Source organism: Saccharopolyspora cebuensis, from assembly GCF_039542665.1.
Classification (GTDB): Bacteria; Actinomycetota; Actinomycetes; order Mycobacteriales; family Pseudonocardiaceae; genus Saccharopolyspora; species Saccharopolyspora cebuensis.
This window is the reverse complement of the sequence record NZ_BAABII010000001.1, coordinates 1-15,199: the sequence shown is the minus strand read 5'-3', so window position 1 is coordinate 15,199 and position 15,199 is coordinate 1. Positions and strand designations below refer to the sequence as shown.

General features: G+C 73.7%; 10 protein-coding genes. 6 read left to right on the top strand and 4 right to left on the bottom strand.

The window, feature by feature from the left end; genetic code table 11:
- Positions 1 to 11: 11 nt before the first annotated feature.
- The 3 genes from trpB to lgt all read left to right on the top strand — a co-directional run bounded on the left by trpB (position 12) and on the right by lgt (position 3,308).
- Complete coding sequence (trpB, locus tag ABD976_RS00050; RefSeq protein ID WP_345354999.1) at positions 12 to 1,277, top strand: tryptophan synthase subunit beta; 1,266 nt, start codon at positions 12 to 14, stop codon at positions 1,275 to 1,277.
- Entirely contained in the window at positions 1,274 to 2,068 is a 795-nt protein-coding gene (gene trpA / locus ABD976_RS00045; RefSeq protein WP_345354996.1) for a tryptophan synthase subunit alpha, read from the top strand. The genes trpB and trpA overlap by 4 nt, the downstream gene beginning before the upstream one ends.
- Positions 2,069 to 2,213: 145 nt before the next feature.
- Positions 2,214 to 3,308: a prolipoprotein diacylglyceryl transferase gene (gene lgt / locus ABD976_RS00040; protein WP_345354993.1), complete on the top strand. Its 1,095-nt coding sequence runs from the start codon at positions 2,214 to 2,216 to the stop codon at positions 3,306 to 3,308.
- 9 nt (positions 3,309 to 3,317) lie between these two features.
- Here the strand turns inward: lgt and ABD976_RS00035 are convergent, their stop codons facing one another.
- Positions 3,318 to 4,058 carry an IclR family transcriptional regulator gene (locus tag ABD976_RS00035; RefSeq protein ID WP_345354990.1) on the bottom strand — a complete coding sequence of 247 codons (741 nt, stop codon included), beginning with the start codon at positions 4,056 to 4,058 and terminating at the stop codon, positions 3,318 to 3,320.
- A 79-nt stretch (positions 4,059 to 4,137) separates the two neighbouring features.
- Here ABD976_RS00035 and asnB point away from each other — a divergent pair, with 79 nt between their 5' ends.
- Positions 4,138 to 5,646, top strand: a complete 1,509-nt coding sequence (gene asnB / locus ABD976_RS00030) for an asparagine synthase (glutamine-hydrolyzing) (protein WP_345354987.1) — start codon at positions 4,138 to 4,140, stop codon at positions 5,644 to 5,646.
- Positions 5,647 to 5,737: 91 nt separating this feature from the next.
- Here asnB and ABD976_RS00025 read toward each other — a convergent pair whose 3' ends face one another.
- From ABD976_RS00025 to ABD976_RS00015, 3 genes are read right to left on the bottom strand one after another with little or no spacing between them, the layout of a single operon-like run.
- Positions 5,738 to 6,517, bottom strand: coding sequence for an ABC transporter ATP-binding protein (locus tag ABD976_RS00025; RefSeq protein WP_345354985.1), 780 nt, complete (start codon positions 6,515 to 6,517; stop codon positions 5,738 to 5,740).
- The gene (locus ABD976_RS00020) at positions 6,514 to 7,575 is read right to left on the bottom strand and encodes a FecCD family ABC transporter permease (protein WP_345354982.1); all 1,062 of its coding nucleotides are present in this window, start codon (positions 7,573 to 7,575) and stop codon (positions 6,514 to 6,516) included. Before ABD976_RS00020 ends, ABD976_RS00025 begins: the two co-directional genes overlap by 4 nt.
- Entirely contained in the window at positions 7,572 to 8,510 is a 939-nt protein-coding gene (locus tag ABD976_RS00015; protein ID WP_345354979.1) for an ABC transporter substrate-binding protein, read from the bottom strand. The genes ABD976_RS00020 and ABD976_RS00015 overlap by 4 nt, the downstream gene beginning before the upstream one ends.
- A gap of 569 nt (positions 8,511 to 9,079) precedes the next feature.
- Here ABD976_RS00015 and gltB point away from each other — a divergent pair.
- Positions 9,080 to 13,630, top strand: a complete 4,551-nt coding sequence (gene gltB / locus ABD976_RS00010) for a glutamate synthase large subunit (protein ID WP_345354976.1) — start codon at positions 9,080 to 9,082, stop codon at positions 13,628 to 13,630.
- On the top strand, positions 13,623 to 15,128 hold the full coding sequence (locus tag ABD976_RS00005; RefSeq protein WP_345354973.1) for a glutamate synthase subunit beta: 1,506 nt from the start codon (positions 13,623 to 13,625) through the stop codon (positions 15,126 to 15,128). The genes gltB and ABD976_RS00005 overlap by 8 nt, the downstream gene beginning before the upstream one ends.
- Positions 15,129 to 15,199 lie beyond the last annotated feature (71 nt).

The following is a 15,199-nucleotide window of genomic DNA, read 5'->3' as shown; positions in this document are numbered from 1 at the left end:
GGAGGCTTCGCATGACCGGTAGCGGTGCGGAAACCGCTCGCGCGCACCGTCCCAGCAGGCCCGTGCCCGAGGGGCACGACCCGGACGAGCGCGGGCACTTCGGTGCCTACGGCGGCCGGTTCATGCCCGAGGCGCTGATCGCCGCGCAGGACGAGCTGGCGGCCGAGTACGCCAAGGCGCAGGCCGACCCGGCGTTCGTCGACGAGCTGAACCGGCTGCTGCGCGACTACGCGGGGCGGCCGTCCCTGCTCACCGAGGCCCGGCGGTTCGCCGAGCACGCGGGCGGCGCGCGGATCCTGCTCAAGCGCGAGGACCTCAACCACACCGGCTCGCACAAGATCAACAACGTGCTGGGGCAGGCGTTGCTGGTCAAGCGGATGGGCAAGCGGCGGGTCATCGCCGAGACCGGCGCGGGCCAGCACGGCGTGGCCACCGCCACCGCCTGCGCGCTGCTCGGCCTGGACTGCGTGGTCTACATGGGCGAGGTCGACACCCGGCGGCAGTCGCTCAACGTGGCGCGGATGCGGCTGCTGGGCGCCGAGGTGATCCCGGTGGCCACCGGTTCGGCCACGCTCAAGGACGCGATCAACGAGGCGCTGCGCGACTGGGTGACCAACGTCGACGACACGCACTACCTGCTGGGCACGGCGGCGGGCGCGCACCCGTTCCCGGTGATGGTCCGCAACTTCCACCGGGTGATCGGCGAGGAGGCCCGCGAGCAGGCGTTGGCGCTGGCCGGTCGGCTGCCCGACGCGGTCGCGGCCTGCGTGGGCGGCGGGTCCAACGCGATCGGCATCTTCCACGGCTTCATCGACGACCCGGAGGTCCGGCTGGTCGGCTTCGAGCCCGCCGGCCACGGCATCGAGTCCGGCGAGCACGGCGCCACGCTGACCGCGGGGATCCCCGGCACGCTGCACGGCGCCCGGTCCTACCTGCTCCAGGACGACGACGGCCAGATCGCCGAGGCGTACTCGATCTCGGCCGGGCTGGACTACCCGGGCGTCGGGCCCGAGCACTCCTACCTCAAGGACTCCGGCCGCGCCGAGTACCACTCGGTCAGCGACGACGAGGCGATGCGGGCGTTCCAGCTGCTCTCCCGCACCGAAGGCATCATCCCGGCGATCGAGTCGGCGCACGCCCTGGCCGGCGCGCTGCGGCTGGGCCAGGAGCTCGGGCCGGAGGGCGTCATCGTGGTGAGCCTGTCCGGGCGCGGCGACAAGGACATGGATACCGCGGCCACCTACTTCGGGCTGGTCGACGAGGAGGAGGCGCGGTGAACCTCGACGAGGTCTTCCAGCGGTGCAAGCAGGAGCAGCGGGCGGCGCTGATCGGCTACCTGCCCGCCGGCTACCCGACGGTGGACGGGTCGGTCGAGCTGCTCGACGGGATGCTCGCGGGCACCGGTGACCGGCCGGGCTGCGACGTCGTGGAGGTCGGCATCCCGTTCTCCGACCCGGTGATCGACGGCCCGACCATCCAGGCCGCCGCCACGACCGCGCTGCGCGCCGGGTTCCGGGTGCGCGACCTGTTCGACGTCGTCTCCGCCGTCGCCGAGCGCGGCGGGCACGCCGTGGTGATGACCTACTGGAACCCGGTGCACCGCTACGGCGTGTCGGCCTTCGCCCGCGACCTCAAGGCGGCCGGGGGGCTCGGCGTGATCACCCCGGACCTGATCCCGGACGAGGCCGACGAGTGGGCCGCGGCCTCCGAGGAGCACGGCCTGGACCGGATCTACCTGGTCGCGCCCTCGTCCACCGAGGAGCGGCTGGCGATGACCGCCAAGGCCAGCTCCGGCTTCGTCTACGCGACCTCGGTGATGGGCGTCACCGGTGCCCGCGACTCGGTCGGCGCGGCGGCCGCCGGGCTGGTGGACCGCACCCGCGCGCACACCGACCTCCCGGTGGGCGTGGGCCTGGGCGTGCGCACCCGCGAGCACGCCGCCGAGGTGGCCGGGTTCGCCGACGCGGTGATCGTCGGTTCGGCCTTCGTCTCCGCCGCCGAGCGGGAGGGCCGGGACGGCGTCGCACGGCTGGCCGCGGACCTTGCCGACGGCGTGCGCGGGCGCTGAGGACGTCGGGTTCCGCGCGGCGGCGGCGGTTCGCCTGAGCGGCCGCCACCGGCACCGCCGCCGAGCGGGGGCGGTGCCGGGCCCGTCACCCACCGGCCCTCACCCACCACCGGTACCGGGTGACCGGACCGCTACGGTGGTGGCCGTGAGCGCCTCGGTCGCCGCCTCGGCGAGTACCCATCTGGCCACGATCCCGAGCCCGCCCCAGGGGGTGTGGTACCTCGGGCCGATCCCGCTGCGCGCCTACGCGCTGTGCATCATCGCGGGCATCATCGTCGCGGTCTGGTGGGGCAGCCGCCGCTGGGTGGCGCGCGGTGGTCGCGAGGGCACCGTCGTCGACATCGCGGTGTGGGCGGTGCCGTTCGGGCTGATCGGCGGTCGCCTGTACCACGTCGCGACCGACTGGCACAAGTACTTCGGCGAGGGCCGCAACCCGCTGGACATCTTCCGGATCTGGGAGGGCGGACTCGGCATCTGGGGCGCGGTGGCGCTCGGCGCGGTCGGCGCCTGGATCGGCTGCCGCCGCCGGGGCATCCCGCTGCCCGCCTTCGCCGACGCCATCGCCCCGGGCCTGGTGCTGGCCCAGGCGATCGGGCGGCTCGGCAACTGGTTCAACCAGGAGCTCTACGGGGCGCCGACGGACGTGCCGTGGGGCCTGGAGATCTACCGCCGGATCGACCCGGAGACGGGGCTGGCCGATCCGATCGCCGGCGTCGCCCTGGACCAGACGCCGATCGTCGTGGTGCACCCGACGTTCCTCTACGAGCTGCTGTGGAACGTCGGCGTCTGCCTGCTCGTGGTGTGGGCCGACCGCCGGTTCCGGATGGGGCGCGGCCGGGTCTTCGCGCTCTACGTCGCGGGCTACACGGCCGGTCGGGTGTGGATCGAGATGATGCGCACCGACGCCGCCACGTTGGTGTTCGGCGTCCGGATCAACGTGTTCACCTCCATCGCGGTGCTGCTCGCCGCGCTGGCCTACCTGCTGCTGGTGCGCGGTGGCCGGGAGGACCCCGCGCTGCTGTGGGGCACCCGCGGCGACTCCTCCGACGGGACGTCGGAGCCCGCGCCGGACGACGGCGCGGAGCGGGCCGCCCGGGACGACGAGGCCGCCCGGGACGACGGGTCTTCGCGGGACGACGGGTCTTCACCGGAGGAGAAGGCCGACGGCGGTGGCGCGGAGCGCACCGACGAGGGCGGGCAGCGAGAGGAGTCGGCGGACACCGACCGCCGATCGCGCTAGGCCGGGCCCTCAGCCGCCGAGCGCCGCGGACAGGCGTCCGGCGGCGTCGGCGACTTCCGCGACGACGGGTTCCAGCGCGTCCGGCGGCAGCCGGAACACCGGCGCCGAGACGTTGAGCGCGGCGACCACCGCGCCCCGGAAGTCGCGCACCGGCGCGGCCACCGCGACCAGCCCGGGTTCGTACTCCTCGGCCGCCACGACGTGCCCGGCCGCGCGTTCGGCGCGCACCCGGCGCAGCAGGGCGGGCAGGTCGCGCGGCGCCCGGTCGGTGCCGGGCAGCGGAGCGTCGCCCAGCACCTCGGCGAGCTCGGCGTCGGACAACCCGGTCAGCAGCGCCCGGCCGCTGGAGGTGCAGCTCAGCGGGGTCGTGCGCCCGATCCACTCGTGCGCCTGCAACGCCCGACCCGGCCGCTCGGTGAGCACCGTGACGGCCGTGTCCGCGCCGCGCACGGTCAGGTAGGCGGCTTCGCCGAGCCGCCGGACCAGCCCGCGCAGCACCTCCGGCGCCTGGTGCAGCAGCCGTTCGTCCCCGGCTTGCCCGGCCAGGGCGAACAGGCCCCAGCCCAGCCGGTAGGACAGGTCCGCGTCGCGTTCGGCGAACCCCGCCTCGGCGAGCACCTTCAACGTCCGGGAGACCTGCGTCTTCTCCTTGCCGAGCGCTTCGGCGACGTCCTGGACCCGCATCGGTCCCGCCCCCAGCGCCCGCAGCACTTCCAGCGCCCGGTGGACGCTGCTCAGCCCTTCGCTCACCCGATCATTCTGCGGCATCGCGTGCGCATGGAGCAACTGGCGTTGCCGCATGGGCGCGGTCCTGCCTACGGTCGACGGCATGTGCGGAATAGCTGCTCAACACCGGACCGATTCGACCCCCGACCTGGACGCGGGCACCCGGATGCTCCTCGCCTTGGCGCACCGGGGTCCTGACGACAGCGACCACCGGACCGTCGGCGAGCACGCCTGGCTGGGGCACACCCGGCTGTCCATCGTCGACCTCGACGGCGGCAGGCAGCCGCTGACCGCCCCGGACGGGTGGTCGCTGGTCTGCAACGGCGAGATCTACAACCACGAGCAGGTGCGTGCGGAGCTCGGCGGCGCGGTCTTCGGCACCGCGTCGGACAGCGAGGCCGCGCTCGCCCTGCTGCGCACCGGCGGACCGGCCGAGCTGCACCGGCTGCGCGGGATGTGGGCGCTGTGCGCGGCGGCGCCGGACGGGCGGTTCGTGGCCGCCCGCGACCCGCTCGGCATCAAGCCGCTGTACTGGGCCCGCCGCGGCGCGGCGGTCCACTTCGCCTCCGAGCTGCGGGCGTTCCCCGCCGAGGTGCAGGACGCGGTGGAGTCGTTCCCACCCGGCTGCTACTGGACTCCGGAGGCGGGCGTGGTCCGCTTCGCGACGGCGGTCCCGGCGGCCGACCCGGCGGTGTGGGAGGGCATCGCCCCGGAGGTCGCGGAGAAGGCCACCCGCGAGGCGCTGGTCGACTCGGTGCGGCGGCACCTGATGGCCGACGTCGAGGTCGGCGTGTTCCTGTCCGGCGGGCTGGACTCCAGCCTGGTCGCGGCCATCGCCGCCGAGCACTGCGCCGAGCGGGGTCGGCGGCTCAAGACCTTCGCCGTCGGCACCGAGGGCTCGGCGGACCTGCTCGCCGCCCGCGCCGCCGCCGAGCACCTGGGCACCGAGCACCACGAGGCGGTGTTCACCGCACGCGAGGCGATCGAGGTGCTGGACGAGGTCGTGGCCTCGGTGGAGTCCTTCGACGCCAGCCTGATCCGCAGCGCGGTGCCCAACTGGTTCCTCAGCGAGCTGGCTTCCCGGCACGTCAAGGCCGTGCTGACCGGGGAGGGCGCCGACGAGCTGTTCGCCGGGTACTCCTACTACCACGCCGAGCACGCCACCGGCCTCGACGCGGAGCTGGTCCGGACCCTGGAGGAGCTGCACGGGCTGAACCTGCAGCGCTGCGACCGGGTCACCATGGCCCACGGCCTGGAGGCGCGGGTGCCGTTCCTGGACGCCGAGGTCATCGCGCACGCCACCGCGCTGCCCGCGGCGTACAAGGCGCTGGAACCGGACGGGATGGAGAAGGGCCACCTGCGGCGGGCGTTCACCGGCTGGCTGCCGGAGGAGCTGCTGTGGCGGCGCAAGGAGCAGTTCGGCACCGGCAGCGGCGCGCAGGACCTGCTCTCGCCGTACTGGGCGGACCGCGTCCCGGACGCCGACCTCGCCGCCGCCGCGGACGCCCTCGGCGTGCGCACCAAGGAGGAGCTGGCCTACTACCGGGTGTTCCGCCGAGCCCTCCCGGCGGTCCGCCCGGACCGGGTCCTCACCCGCTTCGCCACCGCCTGACCGGTCCCACATCCCGGACACCACCCGAACGGGAGCTGAGTGAGGGGCACCCTGTACCAAGTAACTGGGTACAGGGTGCCCCTCACTCAGTTCACATCGTGGGACGGGTGGGGGCGATGACCGGGGAACCGTCGGCGTTGCGGAGCACGGCGACCCGCGCGCTGTAGCGCTCGGCGAGCGTCGCCGGGGTGAGCACCTCCGCCGGGGTGCCCTCGGCGGCGACCCGGCCCTCGTCGAGCAGCAGCAGCCGCTCGGCGTACTGCCCGGCCAGCGTCAGGTCGTGCAGCGTCGTGACGACCGTGGTGCCCAGCTCGTGCCGCAGCTCGTCGACCAGGTCGAGCAGGGCCTGGGCGTGCCCGACGTCGAGCCCGGTGGTGGGCTCGTCGAGCAGCAGCACCCCGGCCCGCTGGGCCAGCGCCCGGGCCAGCACCGCCCGCTGCTGCTCGCCGCCGGAGAGGGTGGTCAGCGGGCGGTCGGCGAGCCGGGTCAGGTCGAGCCGCTCCAGCAGCGCGCCCACCACCGCGACGTCGCTCGGCCCCTCCCGGCCCAGCACGCCGAGGTGCGGGGTGCGGCCCAGCAGCACGTAGTCGGTGACGGTCAGGCCGAGGGGCAGCTGCGGGATCTGCGGGGCGTACCCCAGCGCCCGGGCCCGTTCCCGCCTGCTCAGCGAACTCAGCGCCCGCCCGTCGACGAACACCCGCCCGCGGTGCCGGACCACCCCGGTCAGCGCCTTGAGCAGCGTCGACTTGCCCGAACCGTTGGGGCCGATGACCGCCAGCCAGCCGCCGGAGCCCACCGTGGTCGTCACCCCGGAGACCACGGTGCCGCGCCGGTACCCGGCGGCGAGGTCCTCGATCCGCAGCGCGCTCACGCGTGCCGCTTCCGGGTCTGCAGCAGCACCGCGAAGAACGGCGCCCCGGTGAACGCGGTGATGACGCCGATCGGGATCTCGGCGGGCGCCAGCAGCGTCCGGGCCAGCATGTCCGCCGACACCAGGAACACCCCGCCGTAGAGCAGCGACAGCGGCACGATGATCCGGTAGGTGCCGCCGACCGCCAGCCGCACCAGGTGCGGCACGACCAGGCCGACGAACCCGATGAGCCCGGCCACCGACACCGCGGCCGCGGTGGCCAGCGAGGCGGCGACCAGCACCACGGCCCGCACCCGGCCGGGCCGCACGCCCAGCGCGGCGGCCTCCTCGTCGCCGGTGCCGAGCAGGTCCAGCAGCCGCGCGCAGACCCACAGCACCACGCCCGCGGCGACCAGGTGCGGCAGCACGACGAGCACCTCGCGCCACCCGGTCGTGGTGAGCCGGCCGAGGATCCACATGTAGACCTGCTGCAACGAGTCCACCCGGAGCTGCATCGCGAAGGTCTGCCCGGCGGTGAGGAAGGCGCCGACCGCGACCCCGGCGAGCACCAGCGTCGCGGTGTCCTGCCCCGCGGTGCGGCCGACCACCCAGGTCAGCCCGACGCCGCCGAGGGCGCCCGCGAAGGCGGCGAGCTGCACCACCGGTCCGCTGGCCGCCTGCGGCGCGGTGGTGATCACCACGGTCACGGCCAGCCCGGCGCCCGCCGCCGAGCCCAGCAGGTAGGGATCGGCCAGCGGGTTGCGGAAGACGCCCTGGAACGCCGCTCCGGAGACCGCCAGCGCCGCGCCGACGAGCACCCCGAGCAGCACCCGGGGCACCCGCAGCTCCCACAGGATCGCCGCCTCGCGCTCGGACAGCGGGGAGACCCCGCCGGTGAGCTGGGCGGCGATCTCGCCGAGCACCCGCTGCCAGCCGAGTTCGGCGGCGCCGAGCAGCACCGACAGCAGCGTGCACAGCACCAGGGCGAGCACGCCGAGCAGCAGGTGCCGGGGGCGCAGCTTGGTCGGGGTCAGCACGGGCGCGGTGGTCCTGGCCGGCCGCTCTGTCGTCGCGGTCACCCCTGGGCCTTGGCGATCCCGTCGCCGATCGCCCGCACGAGCTCCACCACGCGCGGCCCCCAGCGGCCCGCCACGTCGTCGTCGAGTTCCACCACGTTGCCCGCGCGCACCGCGTCCATCGTCGCCCAGCCGGGGCGCTGCGCGACGGAGGCGGCGGTGACCTGGCAGCACTCGGTGTCGGCCAGGAAGATCAGGTCCGGGTTCGCCTGGAGCACGTGCTCCTCGGAGAGCTGCGGGAACGGTCCGCCCGCCGGGTCGGCGATGTTGCGCAGCCCGAAGCGGGAGTAGACGTCGCCGACGAAGCTCTCCGAGGTCGCGGTGTAGAAGTCCGGGCTGACCTCGTGGTAGTAGGTCAGCGGCTCCGGGGGCTTGGGCGTGTCCGCCACGATGCGGCGGATCTCCTCCCGCATCGTGGACACCAGGTCGCGGGCCTGCTCGCGGTGGCCGGTGGCCTGCCCGAGCACCTCGATCTGCCGGTACGCCGACTTCAGGTCCGCCGCGGCGGGGGTGAGCAGCACCGGGACGTCGATCGCGCGCAGCCCTTCGGCGAGCTCGGTGGCGCTGTCCGGCACGACGACCAGGTCCGGGTCGTGCGCGCCGACGGCCGCCGCGTCGGCCTGGAGCCCGGACAGCTCGGTGCGCGGCGCGTGCTCCGGGAAGTTCGAGTAGGAATCGACCGCGACGACCTGCTCACCGGCGCCCACGGCGTAGAGCGTCTCGGTCGCGGTGGGCGACAGCGAGACGATCCGCTTCGGCTGCTGGGTCAGCGTCACCGGCTCCTGGTCGCCGAGCTGGACCCGGACCGGGAACGCCGAGGCCGGGTCGTCGACCGGCGCCGGGATGGCCGATTCGGGTCGGGTGGCGCAGGCGGTGGCCCCGATGAGCAGGGCCAGCGCGGCGAACAGCAGCGCGGCGAGGCGGCGGAACCCGGTCATGTCTTCCCTCGGTTCTGCCCGGTGCGGTGCGGCGCGTCCGAGGCGGGCGGCGCCGCACCCCTGCACCGGGGGTGGCGGACGTCCACGCCGATCGCCGAGGCGGCCTGGCTCGACCCGGCGGGGGCCGGGGATCACAGTTGCGGCACAGCACCGGGTTCGCACCGGATTTCGCTCGACGGCGGCGTTGCTCAGAACACCTTTTGCTCGGGTGCCCTGAGCTGGAAAGATATCAGGAGGTGGGCGGGTGTCCACGCCTGCGGCGATCGCGGGTGGACGGGTGCCGACCCAGCGGTGGCCATCGATGACCGACCGTGTCCGCGACCGGGCGCCCTAACCCATCGCCCGCCGCGGCAACAACATGGTCAGCGTCACTCTCAAGGTGCTGCCAGTGGGTATCGTGGCTGTTAAAGTCCTCTGAACAACTCCGGCCGCAGCGAGCCGGGCCCTCCCGCCCGAACAATTCTGTCGAGCCGCCGGACGTCCATTTTGCGGGCCAGTGTCGTCCCGTGCCCAGAAGTCCTGAAAGTCGATGACTTCAGCACGACGAGATGACGAGGGAGGTCTGCGCAGTGGTCTTCTCTGCCGTACCCGGTCCCCAGGGGTTGTACGACCCCGCCGCGGAGCAGGATTCCTGCGGTGTCGCCATGGTCGCCGACGTCCGGGGCCGCCGCTCCCACGGCATCGTCGCCGACGCCCTCACCGCGCTGGCCAACCTGGAGCACCGCGGCGCCGCGGGCGCCGAGCCGACCAGCGGGGACGGCGCGGGCATCCTGCTCCAGCTCCCCGACGAGCTGCTGCGCTCCGAGGTCGAGGTCGCGCTGCCCGAGCCGGACGCCTCCGGTGCCCACCGCTACGCCGCCGGCATCGCCTTCCTGCCCGCCGACCAGCAGGCCCGGCAGCGCGCCGTCCGGCTGGTCGAGGACCTCGCCGCCGAGGAGGGCCTGCGGGTGCTGGCCTGGCGCGACGTGCCGGTCGCCCCGGAGCACGCCGGGGTCGGGCCGACCGCCATCGGGTGCATGCCGCACTTCGCGATGGTGCTGGTCGCCGGGGAGCGCGACGAGTCCGGCATCGGCCTGGACCGGCTGGCGTTCTGCCTGCGCAAGCGCGCCGAGCGGCGGGCCGCCGACGAGGGGCTGGAGCTCTACTTCCCGTCGCTGTCCAGCCGGACCCTGGTCTACAAGGGGATGCTCACCACCGAGCAGCTCCCCGCCTTCTTCCCCGACCTGCGCGACGAGCGGCTGATCAGCGCGATCGGCCTGGTGCACAGCCGGTTCTCCACCAACACCTTCCCGTCCTGGCCGCTGGCGCACCCGTTCCGCTTCGTGGCGCACAACGGCGAGATCAACACCGTCCGGGGCAACCGGAACCGGATGCGGGCCCGCGAATCGCTGCTGGCCTCCGACCTGATCCCGGGCGACCTGTCCCGGCTGTACCCGATCTGCGCCGACGACGGATCGGACTCCGCCTCCTTCGACGAGGTGCTGGAACTGCTGCACCTGGGCGGGCGGAGCCTGCCGCACGCGGTGCTGATGATGGTGCCGGAGGCGTGGGAGAACCACGCCGAGATGGACCCGGCCCGCCGCGCCTTCTACCAGTTCCACGCCAGCCTGATGGAGCCCTGGGACGGCCCGGCCTGCGTCACCTTCACCGACGGCACCGTGATCGGCGCGGTGCTGGACCGCAACGGGCTGCGCCCGGCGCGCTGGTGGCGGACCGCCGACGACCGCGTGGTGCTGGCCAGCGAGACCGGGGTGCTCAGCCTCAAGCCCGAGGAGGTGGTGGCCAAGGGCCGCCTCCAGCCGGGCCGGATGTTCCTCATCGACACCGCCGAGGGCCGGATCGTCGACGACGAGGAGATCAAGTCCGAGCTGGCCTCCGCGCACGCCTACGACGAGTGGCTGCACGCCGGCCAGCTCCACCTCGACGAGCTGCCCGACCGCGAGCACGTGGTGCAGAGCCACGCATCGGTGGTGCGCAGGCAGCTCTCCTTCGGCTACACCGAGGAAGAGCTCGCGATGCTGCTCGCCCCGATGGCGCAGACCGGCGGGGAGCCGCTGGGCTCGATGGGCTCGGACACGCCGACCGCCGCCCTCTCGCAGCGCTCGCGGATGCTCTACGACTACTTCGTCGAGCAGTTCGCGCAGGTCACCAACCCGCCGCTGGACGCGATCCGGGAGGAGATCGTCACCTCGGTGGCCCGCGTGATGGGCCCCGAGCAGAACCTCCTCGCACCGTCCCCGGCGTCGAGCAGGCACATCGTGCTGCCCACCCCGGTGATCGACAACGACGAGCTGGCCAAGCTGATCCACGTCAACGACGACGGGGACCTGCCCGGCTTCTCCTGCACCGTGCTGTCCGGGCTGTACGAGGCCGAGGGCGGCGGTGCGGCGCTGGCCGAGGCGATCGAGCGGGTCCGCGAGGAGGCCTCGGAGGCCATCGCGGGCGGCGCCCGGGTGCTGGTGCTCTCCGACCGCGACTCCGATCACCGGTTCGCGCCGATCCCGTCGCTGCTGCTGGTCTCGGCGGTGCACCACCACCTGGTGCGCACCAAGGAGCGGCTGCGGGTCGCCCTGGTGGTGGAGAGCGGGGACGCCCGCGAGGTGCACCACATCGCCACCCTGCTCGGCTTCGGCGCCGCCGCGGTCAACCCGTACCTGGCCTTCGAGACCATCGAGGACATGATCTCCACCGGCCAGATCAGCGGCATCCGGCCCGCGGTGGCGATCGGCAACTACGTGCAGGCGCTGGTCAAGGGCGTGCTCAAGGTGATGTCGAAGATGGGCATCTCCACCGTGGGCGCCTACACCGCGGCGCAGGTCTTCGAGGCCGTCGGGCTGGCCGAGGACGTCGTGGCGGCGTACTTCACCGGCACCTCCTCCAAGCTGGGCGGCGTCGGCCTCGACGTGCTCGCCGAGGAGGTCGCCCAGCGGCACCGCCGCGCCTACCCGGACAACCCGACCGACCGGGTCCACCGCAAGCTGGAGGTCGGCGGCGAGTACGCCTACCGCCGCGAGGGCGAGCTGCACCTGTTCAACCCGGAGACGGTGTTCCTGCTCCAGCACTCGACCAAGACCGGCAAGTACGACGTCTACCGCCGCTACACCTCCGAAGTGGACCGGCTGGCCGCCGAGGGCGGCACGCTGCGCGGGCTGTTCCGGTTCGACAGCGGGCGCGCCCCGATCGACGTCGACGAGGTCGAGCCCGCCTCGGAGATCATGAAGCGGTTCTCCACCGGGGCGATGAGCTACGGCGCCATCTCCGCGGAGGCGCACGAGACGCTGGCCGTCGCGATGAACCGGATCGGCGGCAAGTCCAACTCCGGTGAGGGCGGCGAGGACGTCGACCGGCTCTACGACCCGGAGCGGCGCTCCGCGGTCAAGCAGGTCGCGTCCGGGCGCTTCGGGGTGACCAGCGAGTACCTGGTCAACGCCGACGACATCCAGATCAAGATGGCGCAGGGCGCCAAGCCCGGCGAGGGCGGCCAGCTCCCCGCGCACAAGGTGTACCCGTGGATCGCCAAGACCCGGCACTCCACGCCCGGCGTCGGGCTGATCTCGCCGCCGCCGCACCACGACATCTACTCGATCGAGGACCTCGCGCAGCTCATCCACGACCTGAAGAACGCCAACGAGCAGGCCCGGGTGCACGTGAAGCTGGTCAGCGCGCTGGGCGTGGGCACCGTGGCGGCGGGCGTGTCCAAGGCGCACGCCGACGTGGTGCTCATCTCCGGGCACGACGGCGGCACCGGCGCGGCCCCGCTGACCTCGCTCAAGCACGCGGGCACGCCGTGGGAGATCGGTCTCGCCGAGGCGCAGCAGACGTTGCTGCTCAACGGGTTGCGCGACCGCGTGGTGGTGCAGGCCGACGGCGGCTTCAAGACCGGGCGCGACGTGCTCGTCGCCGCCCTGCTCGGCGCCGAGGAGTACGGTTTCGCGACCGCCCCGCTGGTCGTCGAGGGCTGCGTGATGATGCGGGTCTGCCACCTCGACACCTGCCCGGTGGGCGTGGCGACGCAGAACCCGGACCTGCGCAAGCGCTACACCGGCCAGGTCGAGCACGTGGTGAACTTCTTCGAGTTCGTCGCCGAGGAGGTGCGGGAATACCTGGCCGAGCTGGGCTTCCGCACCCTGGACGAGGCCATCGGCCAGGTCTCGGCGCTGCGCACCGACGAGGCCGTCGCGCACTGGAAGTCGCGCGGGCTGGACCTCACCCCGGTGTTCGCCGAACCCGAGACGCCGTACCCGTCGGTGCGCCGCCAGATCCGCGGCCAGGACCACGGGCTGGAGCACGCGCTGGACCGCACCCTGATCCAGCTCGCCGAGGCGGCCCTGGAGGACGCCCGCCCGGTGCGGCTGCAACTGCCGGTGCGCAACGTCAACCGCACCGTCGGCACCCTGCTCGGCGCGGAGGTCAGCCGCCGCTTCGGCGGGGACGGCCTGCCGGAGGGCACCATCGACGTGGAGCTGGAGGGCTCGGCCGGGCAGTCGCTGGGCGCGTTCCTGCCGCGCGGCGTCGCGCTGGACCTGATCGGCGACGCCAACGACTACGTCGGCAAGGGCCTGTCCGGCGGCCGGATCGTGGTCCGCCCGCACCCGGACTCGGCGTTCGTCGCCGAGGACCAGGTGATCGCGGGCAACGTGATCGGCTACGGCGCGACCGGCGGCGAGATCTTCCTGCGCGGCAAGGTCGGCGAGCGCTTCGGCGTGCGCAACTCCGGTGCGGTCGTGGTGGCCGAGGGCGTCGGCGACCACGCCTTCGAGTACATGACCGGGGGCCGCGCGGTGGTGCTCGGCGGGACCGGGCGCAACGTGGCGGCCGGGATGTCCGGCGGCATCGCCTACGTGCTCGACCTCGACCCGGTGCGGGTGAACACGGCGATGATCGAGCTGCAGCGGCCCGGCGCCGAGGACCTGAAGTGGCTGCACGGGATCGTGCGGCGGCACCACGAGCTGACCGGCTCCGCGGTGGCGGCCTCGCTGCTCGGCGACTGGCCGCGCCGCTCCGCGGCGTTCACCAAGGTGATGCCGCGCGACTACCAGCGAGTCCTGGAGGCCATGCGCCTGGCCAAGACCGAGGGCCGGGACGTGGACGAGGCGATCATGGAGGCTTCCCGTGGCTGACCCCAAGGGTTTTCTGAAGCACCCCCGGGCGGACGCGCCGAAGCGTCCGGTCGACGAGCGGCTGGGCGACTGGCAGGAGGTCTACGCGGCGCTGTCCGCCGAGGCCCGGGCCGACGAGGTCGCCACCCAGGCCGCGCGCTGCATGGACTGCGGCATCCCGTTCTGCCACTCCGGATCCGCGGGCTGCCCGCTGGGCAACCTGATCCCGGAGTGGAACAACATGGTGCGCCGCGGGCAGTGGTCGGCGGCCGGTGACCGGCTGCACGCCACCAACAACTTCCCGGAGTTCACCGGCAAGTTGTGCCCGGCGCCGTGCGAGGCCGGCTGCGTGCTGGCGATCTCGCCGGACGCGGGCGGCGCGGTGGCGATCAAGCGGGTCGAGGAGACCATCGCCGAAGTCGCCTGGGACAACGGCGAAGTCGTTCCGCAGGTGCCGGAGCTGCACACCGGCAAGCGGGTCGCGGTCGTCGGGTCCGGTCCGGCCGGGCTCGCCGCCGCCCAGCAGCTCACCCGCGCCGGGCACGAGGTGACGGTGCACGAGCGCGACGACCGGATCGGCGGCCTGCTGCGCTACGGCATCCCCGAGTTCAAGATGGAGAAGTCCGCACTGGACCGGCGGCTCGGCCAGATGCGCGCCGAGGGCACGAAGTTCGTCACCGGCTGCGAGGTCGGCGTGGACCTCACCGTCGCCGCGCTGCGCGAGCGGTTCGACGCGGTGGTGCTCGCGGTCGGCGCGCTGCGCGGCCGCGACGACCGCACCATCCCGGGCCGCGAGCTCGACGGCGTGCACCTGGCGATGGAGCACCTGGTCCCGGCGAACAAGGAGCGCGAGGGCGACGGCCCGTCGGCGCTGACCGCCGAGGGCAAGCACGTCATCATCCTCGGCGGCGGGGACACCGGCGCGGACTGCTACGGCACCGCGATCCGGCAGGGCGCGCTCAGCGTCACCCAGCTCGACAACTACCCGCAGCCGCCGACGGCCCGCGACGACGACCTCTCGCCGTGGCCGACCTGGCCGTACGTCCTGCGCACCTACGCGGCGCACGAGGAGGGCGGCGAGCGGCGCTTCGCCGTGGCGATCGAGGAGTTCGTCGGCGACGAGCAGGGCCGGGTGCGCGCGGTGCGGCTGCGCGAGGTCTCGGTGCAGCGCGACGCCGACGGCCGCAGGCAGGTCGTCCCGGTTTCCGACGAGGTGCAGGAGCTGCCCTGCGACCTGGCGCTGCTGGCCATCGGTTTCGAGGGCGTCGAGCGCATGCCGCTGCTCGACGGGCTCGGCATCGAGCTGACCGCCCGCGGCGCCATCGCCTGCGGCTCGACGTGGGAGACCACCGCCCCCGACGTGTTCGTCTGCGGCGACGCCCACCGGGGCGCCTCCCTCGTGGTGTGGGCCATCGCCGAGGGCCGCTCGGTGGCCAACGCCGTCGACGCCCACCTCACCGGCGACTCCCACCTCCCCAACCCGGTGCACCCCACAGCCCTACCCCTCGCAGTAGCCTGACCCCCGTTTTTTTTGAGTGAGGGGCCTTGGGTTCAGGGGGTCGTTGCAACTTCCGTTGTGGGGTAGGGAGT

Excerpts from the sequence above, each read along its gene's own strand:
- trpB (WP_345354999.1), top strand. The coding sequence starts at position 12 with ATGACCGGTAGCGGTGCGGAAACCGCTCGCGCGCACCGTCCCAGCAGG.
- ABD976_RS00015 (WP_345354979.1), bottom strand. The coding sequence starts at position 8,510 with ATGACCGGGTTCCGCCGCCTCGCCGCGCTGCTGTTCGCCGCGCTGGCC.
- asnB (WP_345354987.1), top strand. The coding sequence starts at position 4,138 with ATGTGCGGAATAGCTGCTCAACACCGGACCGATTCGACCCCCGACCTG.